The sequence below is a fragment of the Alteromonas sp. V450 genome (assembly GCF_001885075.1).
Classification (GTDB): Bacteria; Pseudomonadota; Gammaproteobacteria; order Enterobacterales; family Alteromonadaceae; genus Alteromonas.
In genome coordinates this window covers 1233644-1249556 of record NZ_MODU01000004.1, presented here as the reverse complement: position 1 = coordinate 1249556, position 15913 = coordinate 1233644, and the positions used below count along the sequence as shown (strand labels likewise).

Genomic DNA, 15913 nt, shown 5'->3' with positions numbered 1-15913 from the left:
GGTTTGCTTATGAATTATTGGCCGCCTTCAAAGCGTGCTTTTTCTTCGTTCATTTCGTCTTTTAATTTTTTCAATCCTAGGCCAAGTTCTCTTCCACGTTTTCGGGCGAAAGCACTACAACCCACGAACATACCGGTGCATAAGATTATCTCAACGATGGCAAACCACAGCTCTGCCGGTACCGCGTAGGCAACAGTGCAGCCGTGGATCAAATAAAAAAGTACAACAAAATTAGCCCATGCGTGAGTATATGGCTTACCTTTTAAAACGCCCCAATAGGGCAGTAATAGTGGCAAAATGTAAAACAACAGAATAAACGCCACCGAATAGGTGTGCTCTTTTGTGAATGTAAACTGCCATAACGTTATCCACACTATAAGTAGCGTGTGGCAAATTAATGCGAGATAGCGAAAAAAACGCGTATCGGGTGCCATTTTTATCTCCAGTTTTACTGCGCTAATTTTTTTGCAAATTGAGCTAACCGTTTGCCTTGTGCTAGGCAAAGGTTCTTTTCGTCTTCACTTAATTGATGCTGATTGTCAAAAGAAGCGTGGGCCACATGCGTAACACCATAAGGGCTTCCCCCTGTTGTAGTATTGTGAAGTTCAGGTTCACTATAAGGAACACCACACATCACCATACCATGGTGCAAAAGCGGTAGCATCATTGAAAGTAACGTTGACTCTTGCCCACCGTGCATGGACGTTGATGAGGTAAATACACAAGCTGGCTTGTCGATGAGCGCGCCTTTGAGCCACAAGTCACTTGTTGAATCTAAGAAGCTTTTTAGCGGGGCAGCCATATTGCCGAAACGTGTGGGGCTGCCTAGCGCAAGTGCACTGCATTCGGTTAACTCCTTACTTGTGACAACAGGAGCATCATCGCTAGCTTGTCCATCCGACGCATTAACAGTTCGCACCATAACGGGCACGTCGACACTCGTCACTCCCTGAGCGATGGCATTCGCAAGGCGTTTTGTACTTCCATGTCGGCTATAATAGAGAATAAGTACAGGTTTCACTATAAAATGTCCAATACGTTTTCAGGCGGTCTCCCGATACGAGCATGTTGGCCACTAATAACGATAGGGCGTTCAATGAGTTTTGGTGTTGTCACCATTGCGTTAAATAGCTCGTCGTCAGAGACTGAATCTGCCGCCAAATTCGCGTCTTTATACTCTTGCTCTTTTGTACGCATCATCAATCGAACCGATTCAAGGTTAAGTTTTTTAAATATATCTATCAGCGTTGGCTTATCTAGAGGATATTTCAAATATTCAATCACCTCAGGGGTAATGCCTTTTTCTTGTAAAAGGGCAAGTGTTTGACGACTTTTAGAGCAGCGTGGATTATGAATAATCGATACTTTTTCCATGTTTAGCTTCTTATTCTTTCATAGAGTAATAGGGCGCAGACTATTGCGTTTTTACTATGGAAGATCAAGCGATAAACTCAATAAATGAGATATTAACAGCTTCTTGTGGAGGCTGGCATTATGTTCTGGCAGTATTATATCTTTCCATTGCTGCAATTGGACAATAGCATTGGCGATAGGGCAAATAAGATGAGCACGGTTTTGAGATATACAGTATTTGGTGGTGTGGTTTTGCTTGCTATTATCGCGGGTTGGCAAACAAACGTGGCGTTAAATAGAGTGAATGCAAGTGATTTTGAAACTCTTGATGGCGTTAAATATCAATGGAAGTCGTTCGAGGGGCAGTGGGTTGTAATAAATTACTTCGCTCCCTGGTGTGCTCCATGTTTGCGTGAAATGCCCGAGCTTGCAAAATTCAGTCAAAATCTACCAGAAAATACGCATATCTTTGCTGTGAATTATGACAGGCAAACAAAGACAGCGCTAAAAGAAATGGTGACAAAGTTTGATATTAAGGTGCCGGTCGTTTTCGCAAATGAAGGTACGCGAATGCCAATGGAAAAACCTCAATATCTGCCGGCTACTTTCATCGTGGGGCCAGAAGGGACCGTGGTAGACACGATCATGGGCGAGATAACACAGGAAGCGCTCACTCGCCGGCTTGTATCATTAAAGACGCTGTAGTCGCTCTTCCTGGTCTCTGAACTGTTTAATACGCGCCCGTATCCTTTGCTTTTCCAGATGATCATCGCCTGCAAAGTTGTACGCGTACTGTAACTCATCAACCGCACGCGTGTATGCACCATACAACGCGTATACCTCCGCTTTACTCTGATGCATCTGAGAAAATTGCTTCGCCTTTTGATGGGCTTCGGTCATAAGCTGATAAGCTATTTGGTAATCTTTACGCACTAACAAAAAGTCTTTCAACAGTGCAATAGCCTCATCATATTGCTGCGCACTGATTAACGCATTGGCATAATTTAGCGCCAACACTTGATTTCTAGGGTTATGCTCAATGTGAGGTGCCAACATTTCTACCGCCTTAGTCGCGTTCCCTTGGGCAATATAGATATCGGTTAACGCATCGATATAAAATAGGTTACTGCTATCTTCCTTTATGAGTGGAAGCAATATTTTTTCCGCATCATCTATTCTTTCTGCACGCATGTAGGCTAATACCAGGCCATACTGCTGTGCACTGGCACTGCGCCTGTTATTTTGCTTAACCGCGGCTTCGTAGTAATCGACTGCGTAATTGGTATCGAACGCATACCGCGCTTTGATACGAGCTTTTGCCAGCTCATACTGGTTATTCATAGGCAGATACCGCCGCGGATAACTGGCTGCTCGGCTTCTGGCATCTGCAATCCGTGATTCCGTAAGTGGGTGTGTAAGCAAACGGGCTGGTGGACGAGACACCATTCGATATTCTTCAGCCATTGTTGCAAAAAAGCTTGCGGCACCGTTCGGATCGAAGCCCGCGCGAGCGAGCATGGTGATACCAATTCTGTCGGCTTCTTGCTCGTTAGAACGGGTATAGTCAATTTGTAGTTGGCTGCTTGCTGCGCTGCCTGCTTGCATTGCCGCAATTCCTGCTTCTGGGTTAGCAAGAGCGATTAAAACACCGCCAATAAGTGATGCTAATGCAAGCGGTGAAGACCGCTTTTGGGCCTGCATTCGACGAGCGATGTGCCGTTGAGTAACGTGAGAAATTTCGTGTGCTAATACCGAAGCCAATTCACTTTCATTTTCAGTACGTCGCATCAATCCGGTATGCACGCCTATATGGCCGCCAAAAAAAGCAAACGCGTTAATTGCATCGTTGTTTACCCAGAAAAATTCAAAAGGAAATTTCGCATTCTCGGCATGTATAACAAGGCGGTTGCCTAAATCCTGCAGGTACTCGTCGAGAACGGGATCGGATATAACCGGACTTTGGCCACGCATTTGGCGCATGACGGCATCGCCAACAATCATTTCCTTGTCTAAGGAAATGGCGTCAGACGCTACAACACCGATTTCTGGTAAAGCATTTTTATTGCTATAGTTTGCGTCTTGAGCAACGGCTACTAAGCTACCAGAGAGAACAAAAGAGAGGGCTGCAACTAATGCAGAAAACGTTTTAATCATGAACCTTCAATAATTGTACATGTGGTTATTGGTTTTTAAGTTAGAACACAAAGTATCAAAACAGTTTCAATTTTGTGGTTTAAAACCTGCCTTTATTTAAATGATATTACATCACGTTGTCACAGTGTGCATCAAACCTGACACGCTTTTTAAGCACGAAGCAAATGATCCGTTCGTATTTTTGCAAAGAAAAATTAAGCTCGTTGCAGTATTCATGCGCAGTCAGGCTCTAGAATTACTGTTTATACTTTTAAAACATCATACCAGTTTGATTTTGAACGAATATTAAGTACAACTTATTGCTAATGAGCGTCCCAATCAACTATCATGCATGCCCTACAACTATTTCTAGGCGTTATTATGATTAGCGTTTTTGGTCGTTGGTACAGGCGAAAATTTTCTGACCCTGATGCAGCGATGCTTCTTATCCTTATTCTTTTGTCAACCGCAGTACTGCTTATCTGGGGCGAGTTGATAATGCCTGTGTTAGTCGCGGCGGTTATTGCCTATTTGCTCGATTGGCTGGTCACTCGACTTGTTAATGTCGGGATAGGGCGCACCTTTGCTAGTACCGTTGTGCTATTTGGTTTTGTAACGGTAACAATCGTAACGCTAATTGGTTTAGTCCCTATCATCTCTAAGCAAAGTGTAAACTTGATTCAAGAGACGCCCCTTATATGGCAAAAAGCGCAGGAATGGATCCTTACGTTGCCAGATAAATACCCAGACTACGTCCAGGTGTATCAAATTCACCAAATGATGGAGGGACTTAACGATAAACTTGTCGAAGTTGGTGAAACACTTATCTCTGCATCATTTAGTAATATTGCCAATGTAGCAGCGCTTTTGGTGTATATGGTACTTGTACCGCTAATGGTATTTTTTATGCTCAAGGATAAGTTGTTTTTTCTTGATAATATTTCAAAACTGCTGCCCAAAGAACGCCGTCTTATTACCCAAGTAGGGCATGAAATGAACGCGCAAATAGCCAATTACATTCGCGGTAAGGTCATTGAGATAATTATCGTGGGTGTAGTAAGTTGCGTCACATTTGTGTTGATGGACTTGCGTTATGCTATTTTACTCGGAGTGTTGGTAGGGTTCTCCGTACTCATCCCGTACATTGGTGCGGCCGTAGTGACAATCCCAGTAGCTGTCGTTGCTATGTTTCAATGGGGAATATCGCCTGAGTTTTGGTATTTAATGGTCGCATACGGCATTATTCAAGCGCTTGACGGAAATCTCCTCGTTCCTCTATTGTTTTCTGAAGCGGTAAGCTTGCACCCGTTATACATCATTATTGCGGTGTTGGTGTTCGGTGGCCTATGGGGGTTTTGGGGTGTTTTCTTTGCAATACCATTAGCTACTTTGGTCAAAGCGGTAGTGACTGCGTGGTCAAGTAATCCAATTCAAGTACCTGAATAACTAAAATACCTAGATAAATTTACGAAAATCGTCAAGCACTCATATTGTACAATACTATCAAAAAAGCCCTCATTTTGATGAGGGCTTTGATACTAGGTTTGTTTAATTCATCGTGGCCATTCACACGGGTATTAGCTATTCAAATAGTCTAATACAACGGTGTGGTGGTCTTTTGTTTTAAACTTATTAAATACATGTTCAACAGTCCCAGATTCATCGATTAAGAAGGTGAGTCGATGAATACCGTCGTACTCTTTGCCCATGAATTTTTTAGGGCCCCACACACCGAACATATCTGCTACAGCATGGTCTTCATCAGATAACAATGTAAAGTTAAGGTTTTCTTTTTCGATGAACTTTGGCAACCGCTTTACAGGATCAGGGCTGATACCTAAGACTACTACGTTCTTCGCGAGAAGTGCGTCGTTAACGTCTCGTAGACCTTGTGCTTGAACCGTGCAGCCCGGCGTCATTGCTTTTGGATAAAAATATATAAGTACTTTTTTCCCAGCAAAATCGCTTAATGAAACGGTTTCATCGTTTTGATTAAGTAATGAGAACTGTGGCGCTTTATCACCAGCTTGTAACGTTTTCATTGTGTTCCTTTTTCTGTTTATTTACTACTTTGCCTGTCACGTTTAACGTTTCAAACAGGGCCATTAGATCAGATTCCAACGCGTATAAGTCTTCAGAAGCAGGCAAAGACACAACAAACTTGCAGCGCATCGTATCTTTTCCTGACGTTTTATCTTTGAACGTACGTTGTCTAAAAGCACTTATCATTGCGTGACGCTCTGCAAAGAACCCCGTTACTGCTTTAATCAACCCAGCGGTGTCTTCACCGCTAAATTCAACATTAAGCAGGTTCGCTAAGTTTTGTTTTTCGTGATGGCTTGTGCGCTTCATCATAGATAGGAGATCGAGCCGTTGGAAGAGCGCGGGGAGCGTACATTCAGCTTTGGTAATCGCGCTTTGCGTGCCTTCAATTATCATTGTGAGTGAAAATTCTCTACCGTAAATCGCTTGCCGGCTGTCGAGTATGTTGCATTGTGCCTCGGCTACAGAAGTTGCGATCTCGCTTAAAATACCGCTCTTGTCTGTACCTACAATGGTAACGATAAGTTGGTGTTTTGACATTTATTTCACTTACTCAGTCTCTTTGGCGCGATGTTAGCACAGAGTTTTTTTATAAGTCAGCGCCTTTTTAACAAAGCAGAATAAGATATTGTCAATTTCTTGTCATTTTGCCCACGCATTTACTTGTGTTTAAGCATATACCTAATTACCATGTGCGCTCACATTTTGCGGAGAGATTATGTTTACTGGTAGTTATGTAGCACTGGTCACGCCGATGTTCGAAAACGGCGATATCGATTACAAGTCTTTAGAAAAGCTCGTAAAGTTTCACATAGAGCAGGGGACTCATGGCATTGTGTCGGTTGGGACGACTGGTGAGTCAGCAACACTCCCGTTTGACGAACATATCGATGTGGTCAAGGAAACTGTGGCGATGGCTTCAGGTGCGATCCCTGTTATTGCGGGAAGCGGCGCCAACTCAACGGCTGAAGCTATTTTCCTGACTGAACAACTGGGCAAATTAGGAATTGACGGTTTTTTGAGTGTAGTTCCTTATTACAATAAGCCTCAACAGGCAGGGATGGTTGCGCATTTCAATGCGATTGCGGATGCCAGCGAACTTCCTATTTTGCTTTATAATGTTCCAGGAAGAACTGTAGCAGATATGTTGCCGGCGACGGTGGCAGAATTAGCGAGCCATAAGAATATCGTTGGTCTAAAAGATGCTACAGGTAGTATCCAGCGTTTAAAAGAAACCCAAAAACTTGTGCCTGAGGACTTTGTTCTGCTTAGCGGCGACGATGGTTCAAGCAGCGAGTTTATGTGTGAAGGTGGACACGGTGTCATTTCCGTTACTGCGAATATTGTACCGAAGGCGATTTCGCAAATGTGTGAAGCGGCGTTGAAAAATGACTTTGAAAAATGCCGAAGCATCGACAGTACTATCAACTTACTTCATAGCGAACTTTTCATAGAGCCTAATCCTGTTATGCCGAAATGGGCGTTATATAAAATGGGAATGATGGAAAGTGCGGTTATGCGATTACCTATGGTGCTTCCGGAACTCTCAAGCCAAAAACGTATCGAAGAACTATTAAAAAAATACGAATTGATTTCTGGTTAATAAGGAACACAGATGAAAAGAACGCTGGCTATAGCAAGTACAGTAGTAATAGTGGCACTTGCAGGTTGTTCAAGCCAATCAGATAGAAAAGCTGCATCAGGCAGCTATGAATATCTCAAGACAAAAGAGCAAAACGGCTTTAAAGTACCAACTGGTTTAGACCGCCCCGAAGAAGCACGAGAATTCGCCATTCCTGAACTTGGTGATGCCGCCGATACATCGTTGGTTGGTAAGGCTATTCCTGTTCAATCTCCATCACTGGTATTGCCTTTAGTGACTGGTTCGCATGTAGAAGAGGGTAAAAATACAGCGACGATTTGGTTTGACCAAGTTGATGACAGTCAGCCCCTCAGCCAAGCGGTTTGGAACTCTTTACTGAGTTATTTAGATGAACAGTCTATTGGTGTAGCGTCGTTTAGTACTGAAGACAAAACGCTCCTCACTGATTGGATAAGCGTTAAAAAAGAAGTGGATACCGCGTGGTATAAGTTTTCAAGTGAAGAGACTGAGATTTCACGACGTTTTGAATTTAACCTTGATGTTAAACCCCACGGACGAAGCGCTGCGCTTACCGTTCACCTTAAAGACTACAAGCAGAATACACGGGGTAAATCAACTTCTGAACTGAACGCAATGCAAATGCACCGAGAAGAAGTGGAAGTACTCAATCAGGTTATTGGACACTACGAATATCAAATTCAGCTTGCTGAAACGCGACGTATTGCGCGTATCAGAAAAGGTATCAATACTGAAATGGGTTTCAACGACAATGGAGACTCCGCTTATTTAGTTGAAGCAAAGTACGATGTAGCCTGGCCTCGAACATTACTTGTTTTGCGTAAGCTTGGATTTGACGTTAAAGATTTAGATAAGTCTAACGGACTTTTGTTTGTCACCTATCGAGGTAGCGATGCTAGCTGGTGGGACGGCTTGTTTTCAAGCGAAGACGCACTTTTGAAGAAAGGCGATTATCGCTTAAAAGTTGCTAAAGCGGGTGTAGAGCGCACATCTATCACTTTTATGGATAATGAAAGTAAACCGTTTGAGGCAAATCAAGTTTCCGACCTTTATAGTGCATTTGCTGAGGTCATGTCAGAAGATAACCTTGATATATAACTGAGACTGAGAATGGAAAAACGCGACGAACTTTACCGTGGTAAGGCAAAAACGGTTTATCACACTGATGATAGTGATAAGCTGATACTTCACTTTAGAAACGACACCTCAGCGTTTGACGGTGAGAAGATTGAGCAACTTGACCGAAAAGGTGAAGTAAACAATAAATTTAACCACTTTATCATGACAAAACTTGAGGAAGCTGGTATTGCAACACAGGTTGAGGCGCTGGTTTCTGATACTGAGTCGTTAGTTAAAAAGCTTGATATGATACCGGTCGAGTGTGTGGTGAGAAATTTATCTGCTGGCTCTTTAGTTAGAAGACTTGGTGTCGAGGAAGGCAAAGAACTCAATCCACCGATTTTTGAATTTTTTCTCAAAAACGACGCGCTTCACGACCCGATGGTAAATGACTTTCATATTTTGTCATTTGGTTGGGCAACCGAGGCGCAAATTGCGGAGATGAAATCGCTAACGTTTAAAGTAAACAATGTGCTAAAAGCATTGTTCGATGCGGCGGGTATGTTGCTGGTTGACTATAAACTTGAGTTTGGTGTCGATAAAGCGGGCAACATAGTTTTAGGCGATGAATTCACTCCAGACGGCTGTCGTCTATGGGATAAAGAAACGCGCAAAAAAATGGATAAAGACCGTTTCAGGCAGGGGCTTGGATCCGTTGTTGAAACATACATCGAAGTGGCTGAACGTTTAGGCTTATCGCTGTAATACGGTAGTTTTGAATCATTAAAAGAGGACTTATACGTCCTCTTTTTTGTTTTTTCAAAACCATACTATTAATTGCAATCAAATTTTACGCTCAACGATATTCAATAACGGGGTTAACGTAAAAAGGCATGATGTGTTAAAGACTATTTCACTTGTTACATTAGCAATGTTTGCATTTGCCGCTAACTCGCTTTTATGCCGTATGGCATTGGTGCACACTGATGTTGATCCAGTAAGCTTTACTGTAGCGCGCATTGCGGGTGGTGCGTGGGCGCTGCTAATTTTATCTTTTATTTTTTACAGACAATTCGCAAAAAATAAAGGTCTTTCTACCATTGATTTGTTGCAAAGAGGTGCGAGTGTTGTAGGAGGCATATCGCTTTTCGCGTATGCTGCGCTGTTTTCTTTCGCTTACATCAATATGTCCACAGGCGCTGGTGCACTACTGTTATTCGGCTCTGTTCAATTAACCATGTTAAGTGCTGGAAAAATGAAGGGAGAAGCATTTGGCAGTATTCAGTCTGTAGGGATAGCTATTGCGTTTGTGGGCCTCATTATACTTTTGTTTCCAAGCACGACTACACCACCTTTAGGTTCTGCGGTCATGATGGTGTTAGCGGGAATTGCATGGGGCATTTATTCCATCGAGGGTAAGAAAAGTAAATATGCGTTGATAACCACTGCCGGCAATTTTGTTTATGCAGGCGTATTGTGTGCACTGATGCTAATTATACTATTCGTTACGAACACACTTTCACTGAGTTACGATATCAATGGCCTTACGTTGGCGCTTCTCTCAGGCGTGTTCGCCTCCGCGTGTGGCTATGCTATTTGGTATTCAGTGTTACCGTTATTAACATCCAGTACAGCTGCTACTATTCAGCTTAGCGTTCCGGTCATCGCCACATTTATGGGGTGGATCATATTAAGCGAAAAGTTAACGTTGCAAATAGTGATTGCGTCACTAGTGACCTTAGGTGGAATATCTCTGACCATAAAATCAAAAACAAAAAACTAGTGCTTAATTCTTTTTGTAAAAATTTATACTATAAAATGTATTCACTTTGTCTAATAATGGGGGAGAAATACGGATTAGTCAGAGGTTCTATTGATTTACCCTCCACATTCGCCTAATGAAAAGAAGGAATTAAATACGCTTAGCGGCTTAGGTAATTTGGCGCCTGAAACAGTAGGGTGTTTAGACCGTATTATAAGGCTTGCGAAGCAAACACTAGATTGTGAAAACGCCGCTTTGTTTGTTGTTGATGCGACAGGAAAATGGGTTAAGTCTAGTGGTAATTTCGAGTTAACTGAGAGTGCGATCATAGAAGCCTTCCATGCTTTCGACCGTATAGAAGATAATTTCTTATCTGTTAACAACGTAAATCGCGACGTGCGGTTTGATAATATTCCACTAATAAGCTGTATACCTGATATTGTATTTTTTTCAGCAATTAAACTTTATTTGGATCACCGCGTTATTGGAATGCTCTGCGCATTCGATAGAAGCGAAAAAGCCATCGTTAACGAACATGAAAACCCTCTGAGGGACCTTGGGGCGCTTGTAGAGTCTGAACTGGCTAGAGATCAAATTTTACAAACGAATAAAGGTTTAACGTGTATTCGCAAACAGCTTGAGGAAGCGCAGAAATTAGCAAGAGTTAGAAGTGACATACTTGAAAAGATCGTTATCTCAGTTTCGCTTGAAAACATATTAACGGATATTGTTAATGCAGTTGAGCGTGAGTACGAAGGCCGAAAGTGTAGCGTATTGCTTTTAGAGGGAAATCGCCTGGTGATGGGGGCTGCACCATCTTTGCCTGCGTTTTATAATGACGCTATAGATGGCGTCGAGATTGGCGCTGGCGTCGGCTCATGTGGGAACACCGCGTTCACCAACGCACTTACCATCGTAGATGATATTCAAACGCATCCATATTGGTCTGGTTGGAAATCAGTGGCTGCCCAAGCGCAGCTCGCCTCGTGTTGGTCGCAACCGATTAGAGGGGCAGACGGCCAAGTTTTAGGGACATTTGCTATTTATCATGACCGTATATCAAGCCCAAGCGCAGAAGCAATTTTTCAGATTGAGCAGTTTGCGCATATTGCGAGCATAGCGATCGAACGAGAGCGCGCTAATGCACTCATCTGGCGACAAGCCAATTTTGATACATTGACCGGTCTTCCGAATAGAAACCTTATGGAAGACCACCTGAATCAAGCATTGAAAGTGGCAGATAGAGAGCGTAACAAGGTTGCCGTTTTGTTTTTAGACCTTGATAATTTTAAGGATGTGAATGATTCACTAGGCCACGGAGCCGGTGATGAACTCCTAATCGAGTGTTCTAGAAGAATCAAAACAATCTTAAAGGAAGAAGACACTGTTGCTAGGCTTGGTGGCGATGAATTTGTCATTATTGTAGGGGGAGTTACCGATGCCTATTCACTTGAGGCATTGGTACAGAGCCTGCTGAAAACGGTGTCTGAGCCATATTCTATTCAACATCAACTTATTCATAGTAGTACCAGCATCGGTATTTCACTTTATCCAAACGATGGTTCGGACATTTCAAGTTTGTTAAAGAATTCAGACCAAGCGATGTATGGCGCTAAAGCGCAGGGAAAAAATAGTTATCATTACTATACAAAGTCAATGCAAGATGACGCGATGAAGCGTATACGTGTATTGAGTGACTTGCGTGAAGCATTATCTGCCAAACAGTTTTTTATCGAATATCAGCCTATAATCGACCTAGAAACGAACAAAATAGTAAAAGCAGAAGCGCTTATTCGTTGGCAACATCCGTTAGACGGACTCATCAGCCCAGATGACTTTATTCCGCTGGCTGAAGAATCTGGGCTAATTTTGGATATTAGTAACTGGGTTTTTGAACAAGTCTGTCAAGACGCGCTCTTATGGCGCAAGAAATACACTGAAAATCTACAGCTAACTATCAACACGTCTCCATGCCAATACAATAGCTCTGAATCAGATATTACATTCTGGCTCAACTATTTGTTAGATATAGGCTTAACACCTGACGCAGTGCTGTTAGAAATAACCGAAAACCTTTTCATGGGTGCAAATGTACATGTAGCGAACAAGCTTTATCAATTTCGGCAGGCGGGAGTAGGGATCGCATTAGATGACTTTGGAACGGGGTATTCTTCTATTTCTTATCTCAAGAAATATCCCACCGACGTCATTAAAATTGATAAAAGTTTTGTACAAAGTATGACAGATGTGAGCAATGACAAAGTACTGTGTGAAGCCATCATCGTTATGGCCAAGAAGTTGGGAATAAAAGTCGTTGCTGAAGGAATAGAGAGTCAAGAGCAACTAACTATATTGAAGAAAATGGGATGTGATTATGGTCAAGGCTATTTTTTCTCTAAACCGGTAAACAGGCAAAGGTTCGAAAAGTTGCTTAAAAGTTCAGTGTAATTGTTGACCAAAGTTGTAACAAATTGTAATAGCTTCAGACGCTCTTTGTCGAAAAAATAAAAATTTCCCCAATAATCAGTAACTTGGTTTATTGTTTATCGTCTTTACATGTCTTTACACAAGTGTGGGCTTGTGCTAATTTCAACGTGTGAAAAGTTCACTTTGTTACAAGGGGTACTTTTTGCATCCAGGGAAACTAATTATAATTTAATCAGTCACAGACAGTTTTCTCATTCAAACTGAATGTGCTGGGAGAAAAATTGTGTCTAAAACAATAAAATTCAAAAAAAAGATGCTCTACTCTGCAGTAGCGGCATCGCTAGCAACTGGCGTCAGTATGAACTTTGCTTACGCTCAGGAAATCGAAGTTCCTGAGGAGCCAGAAAAGAAAGTTGAGGTAGTAGAAGAAGAGGAAACAACCGAACGCGTTGTCGTAACGGGTTCTCGTGTTGCTCGTGCTGAATTCTCATCAGCATCTCCAGTACAAGTAATTGACGGTCAGTTTGCTCGTGACCTAGGCCTTGTTGACGCGGCTGATCTACTTGCACAAACAACCGTTGTTCAGGGTCAACAGTTCACAACAGGTGTTTCTACTTCTGCTGGTCTACTTTCTGATAGCGGTCCAGGCTCTGCTACAGCGTCACTACGCGGCCTTGATCCAGGCAGAACGCTTGTTATGGTTAACGGTCGTCGTCTGGCACCTGCCGGTGTACGTGGTGCGCCAAGTGCACCTGACCTTAACTTGATCCCAGGCTCTCTTATCGAGCGTGTTGACGTTCTTCTTGACGGCGCATCTTCTGTTTACGGTTCAGACGCGGTAGCAGGGGTTGTAAACTACGTTTTAAGAAATGACTTTGACGGTCTTCAGTTAGACGTTTTCAGCACCAGCCCTCGCACCGTTGACGGTGGTGGTCAAGACGTTATCTCTGCTACGTGGGGTATGAACTCTGACCGTGGTTTTATGGGTTTTGCTGTTGAACACAGCAGAAGCTCAGGTTACAACGAGCGTGCTTTCGCAGATTTCTACAGCCCTTACGCTGGCAACTGTCGTAGCACGGTAACGCAAGGCGCAAGCGGCGAACTTTACGAAGCATGTACCGGTTCATTTGGTGCGGGTTCAGTTAGCTCGGGCGCGTTCGGCTTCCTAGGTTTTGAACAAGGCCGTAAAGAAGACGGTTTACCAGAGAACTTCTTCCGCATTCCAATTAGTTCTGACCTACTATTGCCAGACAGTGTAAATGGTCAGGCGCTACTGCTATTCCCAGAAGAGCTTGACGCTGCATTTGCACCAGACTTCGAGCGTACTACGTTCTATACATTCGGTGAATATGCTCCGGGTTGGTATGGCGACGCAACTACTTACTTCGAGGCGTCATGGTCATCTCGTGACACAAGCACTAACACAGCAGGCCAAGGCGCTATCGAGCTACCTGGTGACTACGCGTTAGGTAACTTTGGCGGTCAGCCAGCGACGTTATTCTTCTCAAGCCGTTTCGTTAACAAAACTGAAGTTGCACAAACGCGCTTAGTTGGTGGTATTAAGGGTGACCTTCCGTTCGTAGATTTCGGTTCTGTAGCGAACTGGACGTACGACGCATATGCAAGCTACTCACGCTCAAGCGGACAAGATTTGGTTGGCGGTATCCCATTCTTCCCACGTTTAGCGCAAACGCTTAACAATACACGTATAGATGAAACAACCGGTGAAGCTGTATGTGATCCGATAGTTGTTCCAGGCGAAGGCCAGCAGGCTACCTGTCGTCCGCTTAACTTCTTTGACCCTCAATTCCTATTGACCGGTCGTTTCCCAGATGAAGCAGACAACAATTTCTTGTTCCCAAATCGTATGACGAATACGATAGTAGAGCAGACGGTATTCAACGCCTATGTTGCAGGTGAACTATTTGAACTGCCTTCTGGCTACCCAGCTAGCTTAGTTGTTGGTTTCGAGTACAGAGAAGACGCTATTCGTACTGATACTGATGCAGGTGCATCTGGTGGTGATTTCCTAGGGTTCTTTGGCGACCCAGGTTCTAATGGTGAGCGTTGGTTCAAAGAAGCATTTACCGAGCTAGACTTACCTCTACTTGGCGATATGCCACTTGTTAGCGACCTGTCTCTTAACTTGGCAGCACGTTACACTGAAGAAGAAAACTTCGGCAGCGAGACTACTTACCGTATTCAAGGTCAGTACGCGCCAGTTGATTACTTCCGTGTTCGAAGCTCATTTGGTACATCGTTCCGTGCACCAAACCTAGGCGAACAGTTTGGTGGTCAGGTAACAGGTTTTGCTGACCCAGCAGATCCATGTCGTGTTCCTGGTATTGCGGTACCGTTCATTGACCACGATAACGATCCTAACACGCCAGATATTCGCGTATACAACCCAGACTTGGATAATCGTGAGCCAGCAATCCTTGCAAACTGTACAGCAGGTGGTGGTCCCTTCGGAATTCCGGGTACTGATCCTACAGAGTTGGGTATTCGCGGCCTAGGTACAGAAAACCCTGTTTTCTTAGGCTCTCCAACACAGGTTGCTTCAGGGTCAAATCCAAACCTTCAAGCAGAAACGTCTGAATCATTCACGTTTGGCGTAGTGTTCGAGCAGCCTTGGTCTGACGACTTCACGCTTAACTTATCTGCAACGTATTTCGACATTCAAATCGAGGACGAAGTTGATCAGTTAACGGCTAATACCATCGTTGCGCGTTGTTACAACTCTGAAGGTCTGAGCGATCAAACATGTCAATTTATTACTCGTGAGCCTCGTGTAAGCGGCGACTCAAACTCGGGTGAAATTGTTTTCGTTGAAGCACTTCAGCAAAACCTTGGTGAGCAGCGCGTTGAAGGTATCGATTACAACCTTGAGTTTGGTACTGACTTCAACCCGTTTGATCTAGAAGATCAAATTAACTACAACTTTATTGTTCGTGCTACGCACTCTCTTACTGACGAAGAAGAAGAGTTCCGTGCAACGGAAACTTTCCTTAACGACCAGTTAAGAGAATACGGTAACCCTGAATGGCGTGTTAACCTGACAAACGTATTCAACTTTGGTGATTGGACAATTTTACTTCAGTCGCGCTACATCAGCTCGATGATTGAAGATAATGATGATCCAGAAGATGAAACGACATCAGGCTTTAACCCATGTGTTCAAGCGGGTGACGGTCCTTGTCTTCAGTATGACAACCTTGACCCATACTGGGTTCATGATGCTACGGTAGCATGGCGCAGTGATGACCTTGTTGTTCGTGTTGGTATCAGCAACGTATTTGACGATGCTCCTCCTTACACTAACAACAACAACCTTGGTTCACTTGGTGGTCTAGGTTACGACATCGGTGGCCGTACGTTGTTCGGTAACATCACTATTGGGTTCTAATTATTAGAAAACTTCAAACGAAGCTTTCAAGTAAAATCTAATATTTATAGTAGGGGCTCTAGATAACATCTGGGGTCCCTTTTTTATTACTGTCACAGATTGAATTTAT

Annotated in this window: 14 protein-coding genes; 8 read left to right on the top strand and 6 right to left on the bottom strand. The window is 43.4% G+C overall.

Annotated features, from left to right (window positions below; genetic code table 11):
- Positions 1-14: 14 nt before the first annotated feature.
- The 3 genes from BK026_RS05460 to arsC are packed head-to-tail and all read right to left on the bottom strand — an operon-like array spanning position 15 to position 1374.
- Positions 15-434, bottom strand: coding sequence for a DUF2069 domain-containing protein (locus BK026_RS05460; protein WP_071814918.1), 420 nt, complete (start codon positions 432-434; stop codon positions 15-17).
- A 14-nt stretch (positions 435-448) separates the two neighbouring features.
- Positions 449-1021: an NAD(P)H:quinone oxidoreductase gene (wrbA, locus tag BK026_RS05455; RefSeq protein WP_083575021.1), complete on the bottom strand. Its 573-nt coding sequence runs from the start codon at positions 1019-1021 to the stop codon at positions 449-451.
- Positions 1021-1374, bottom strand: coding sequence for an arsenate reductase (glutaredoxin) (arsC, locus tag BK026_RS05450; RefSeq protein WP_071814916.1), 354 nt, complete (start codon positions 1372-1374; stop codon positions 1021-1023). The genes wrbA and arsC overlap by 1 nt, the downstream gene beginning before the upstream one ends.
- 120 nt (positions 1375-1494) lie before the next feature.
- On the opposite strand from arsC, the gene BK026_RS05445 reads away from it, so the two are divergent.
- Positions 1495-2058 (top strand): TlpA disulfide reductase family protein, encoded by a 564-nt coding sequence (locus BK026_RS05445; RefSeq protein ID WP_256253688.1) that lies wholly within the window; start codon positions 1495-1497, stop codon positions 2056-2058.
- Here the strand turns inward: BK026_RS05445 and BK026_RS05440 are convergent.
- Entirely contained in the window at positions 2044-3507 is a 1464-nt protein-coding gene (locus BK026_RS05440; protein WP_071814915.1) for a M48 family metalloprotease, read from the bottom strand. The two genes, BK026_RS05445 and BK026_RS05440, sit on opposite strands and share 15 nt — an antisense overlap.
- Positions 3508-3867: 360 nt before the next feature.
- Between BK026_RS05440 and BK026_RS05430 the strand changes: the two genes are divergently transcribed.
- Positions 3868-4932, top strand: coding sequence for an AI-2E family transporter (locus BK026_RS05430; RefSeq protein WP_071817507.1), 1065 nt, complete (start codon positions 3868-3870; stop codon positions 4930-4932).
- A gap of 131 nt (positions 4933-5063) precedes the next feature.
- Here the strand turns inward: BK026_RS05430 and bcp are convergent, their stop codons facing one another.
- Positions 5064-5528, bottom strand: a complete 465-nt coding sequence (gene bcp, locus BK026_RS05425; protein WP_071814913.1) for a thioredoxin-dependent thiol peroxidase — start codon at positions 5526-5528, stop codon at positions 5064-5066.
- A complete protein-coding gene (locus BK026_RS05420) occupies positions 5506-6069 on the bottom strand; it encodes a glycine cleavage system protein R (RefSeq protein WP_071814911.1) in 564 nt (187 codons plus the stop codon). Before BK026_RS05420 ends, bcp begins: the two co-directional genes overlap by 23 nt.
- Positions 6070-6247: 178 nt before the next feature.
- Between BK026_RS05420 and dapA the strand changes: the two genes are divergently transcribed.
- From dapA to BK026_RS05390, 6 genes are all read left to right on the top strand, one after another.
- Positions 6248-7132: a 4-hydroxy-tetrahydrodipicolinate synthase gene (gene dapA, locus BK026_RS05415; protein ID WP_071814909.1), complete on the top strand. Its 885-nt coding sequence runs from the start codon at positions 6248-6250 to the stop codon at positions 7130-7132.
- A 12-nt stretch (positions 7133-7144) separates the two neighbouring features.
- A complete protein-coding gene (bamC, locus tag BK026_RS05410) occupies positions 7145-8248 on the top strand; it encodes an outer membrane protein assembly factor BamC (RefSeq protein ID WP_071814907.1) in 1104 nt (367 codons plus the stop codon).
- Positions 8249-8260: 12 nt separating this feature from the next.
- Positions 8261-8974, top strand: coding sequence for a phosphoribosylaminoimidazolesuccinocarboxamide synthase (gene purC, locus BK026_RS05405; protein ID WP_071814906.1), 714 nt, complete (start codon positions 8261-8263; stop codon positions 8972-8974).
- Positions 8975-9107: 133 nt separating this feature from the next.
- Positions 9108-9992 (top strand): DMT family transporter, encoded by an 885-nt coding sequence (locus tag BK026_RS05400; protein ID WP_083575020.1) that lies wholly within the window; start codon positions 9108-9110, stop codon positions 9990-9992.
- A 90-nt stretch (positions 9993-10082) separates the two neighbouring features.
- Positions 10083-12419 carry an EAL domain-containing protein gene (locus BK026_RS05395; protein ID WP_071814905.1) on the top strand — a complete coding sequence of 779 codons (2337 nt, stop codon included), beginning with the start codon at positions 10083-10085 and terminating at the stop codon, positions 12417-12419.
- 262 nt (positions 12420-12681) lie between these two features.
- Positions 12682-15804 (top strand): TonB-dependent receptor domain-containing protein, encoded by a 3123-nt coding sequence (locus BK026_RS05390; protein ID WP_143142088.1) that lies wholly within the window; start codon positions 12682-12684, stop codon positions 15802-15804.
- Positions 15805-15913: the final 109 nt, after the last annotated feature.

Excerpts from the sequence above, each read along its gene's own strand:
- BK026_RS05460 (WP_071814918.1), bottom strand. The coding sequence starts at position 434 with ATGGCACCCGATACGCGTTTTTTTCGCTATCTCGCATTAATTTGCCAC.
- arsC (WP_071814916.1), bottom strand. The coding sequence starts at position 1,374 with ATGGAAAAAGTATCGATTATTCATAATCCACGCTGCTCTAAAAGTCGT.
- BK026_RS05445 (WP_256253688.1), top strand. The coding sequence starts at position 1,495 with ATGTTCTGGCAGTATTATATCTTTCCATTGCTGCAATTGGACAATAGC.
- BK026_RS05440 (WP_071814915.1), bottom strand. The coding sequence starts at position 3,507 with ATGATTAAAACGTTTTCTGCATTAGTTGCAGCCCTCTCTTTTGTTCTC.
- BK026_RS05430 (WP_071817507.1), top strand. The coding sequence starts at position 3,868 with ATGATTAGCGTTTTTGGTCGTTGGTACAGGCGAAAATTTTCTGACCCT.
- bcp (WP_071814913.1), bottom strand. The coding sequence starts at position 5,528 with ATGAAAACGTTACAAGCTGGTGATAAAGCGCCACAGTTCTCATTACTT.
- BK026_RS05420 (WP_071814911.1), bottom strand. The coding sequence starts at position 6,069 with ATGTCAAAACACCAACTTATCGTTACCATTGTAGGTACAGACAAGAGC.
- dapA (WP_071814909.1), top strand. The coding sequence starts at position 6,248 with ATGTTTACTGGTAGTTATGTAGCACTGGTCACGCCGATGTTCGAAAAC.
- bamC (WP_071814907.1), top strand. The coding sequence starts at position 7,145 with ATGAAAAGAACGCTGGCTATAGCAAGTACAGTAGTAATAGTGGCACTT.
- purC (WP_071814906.1), top strand. The coding sequence starts at position 8,261 with ATGGAAAAACGCGACGAACTTTACCGTGGTAAGGCAAAAACGGTTTAT.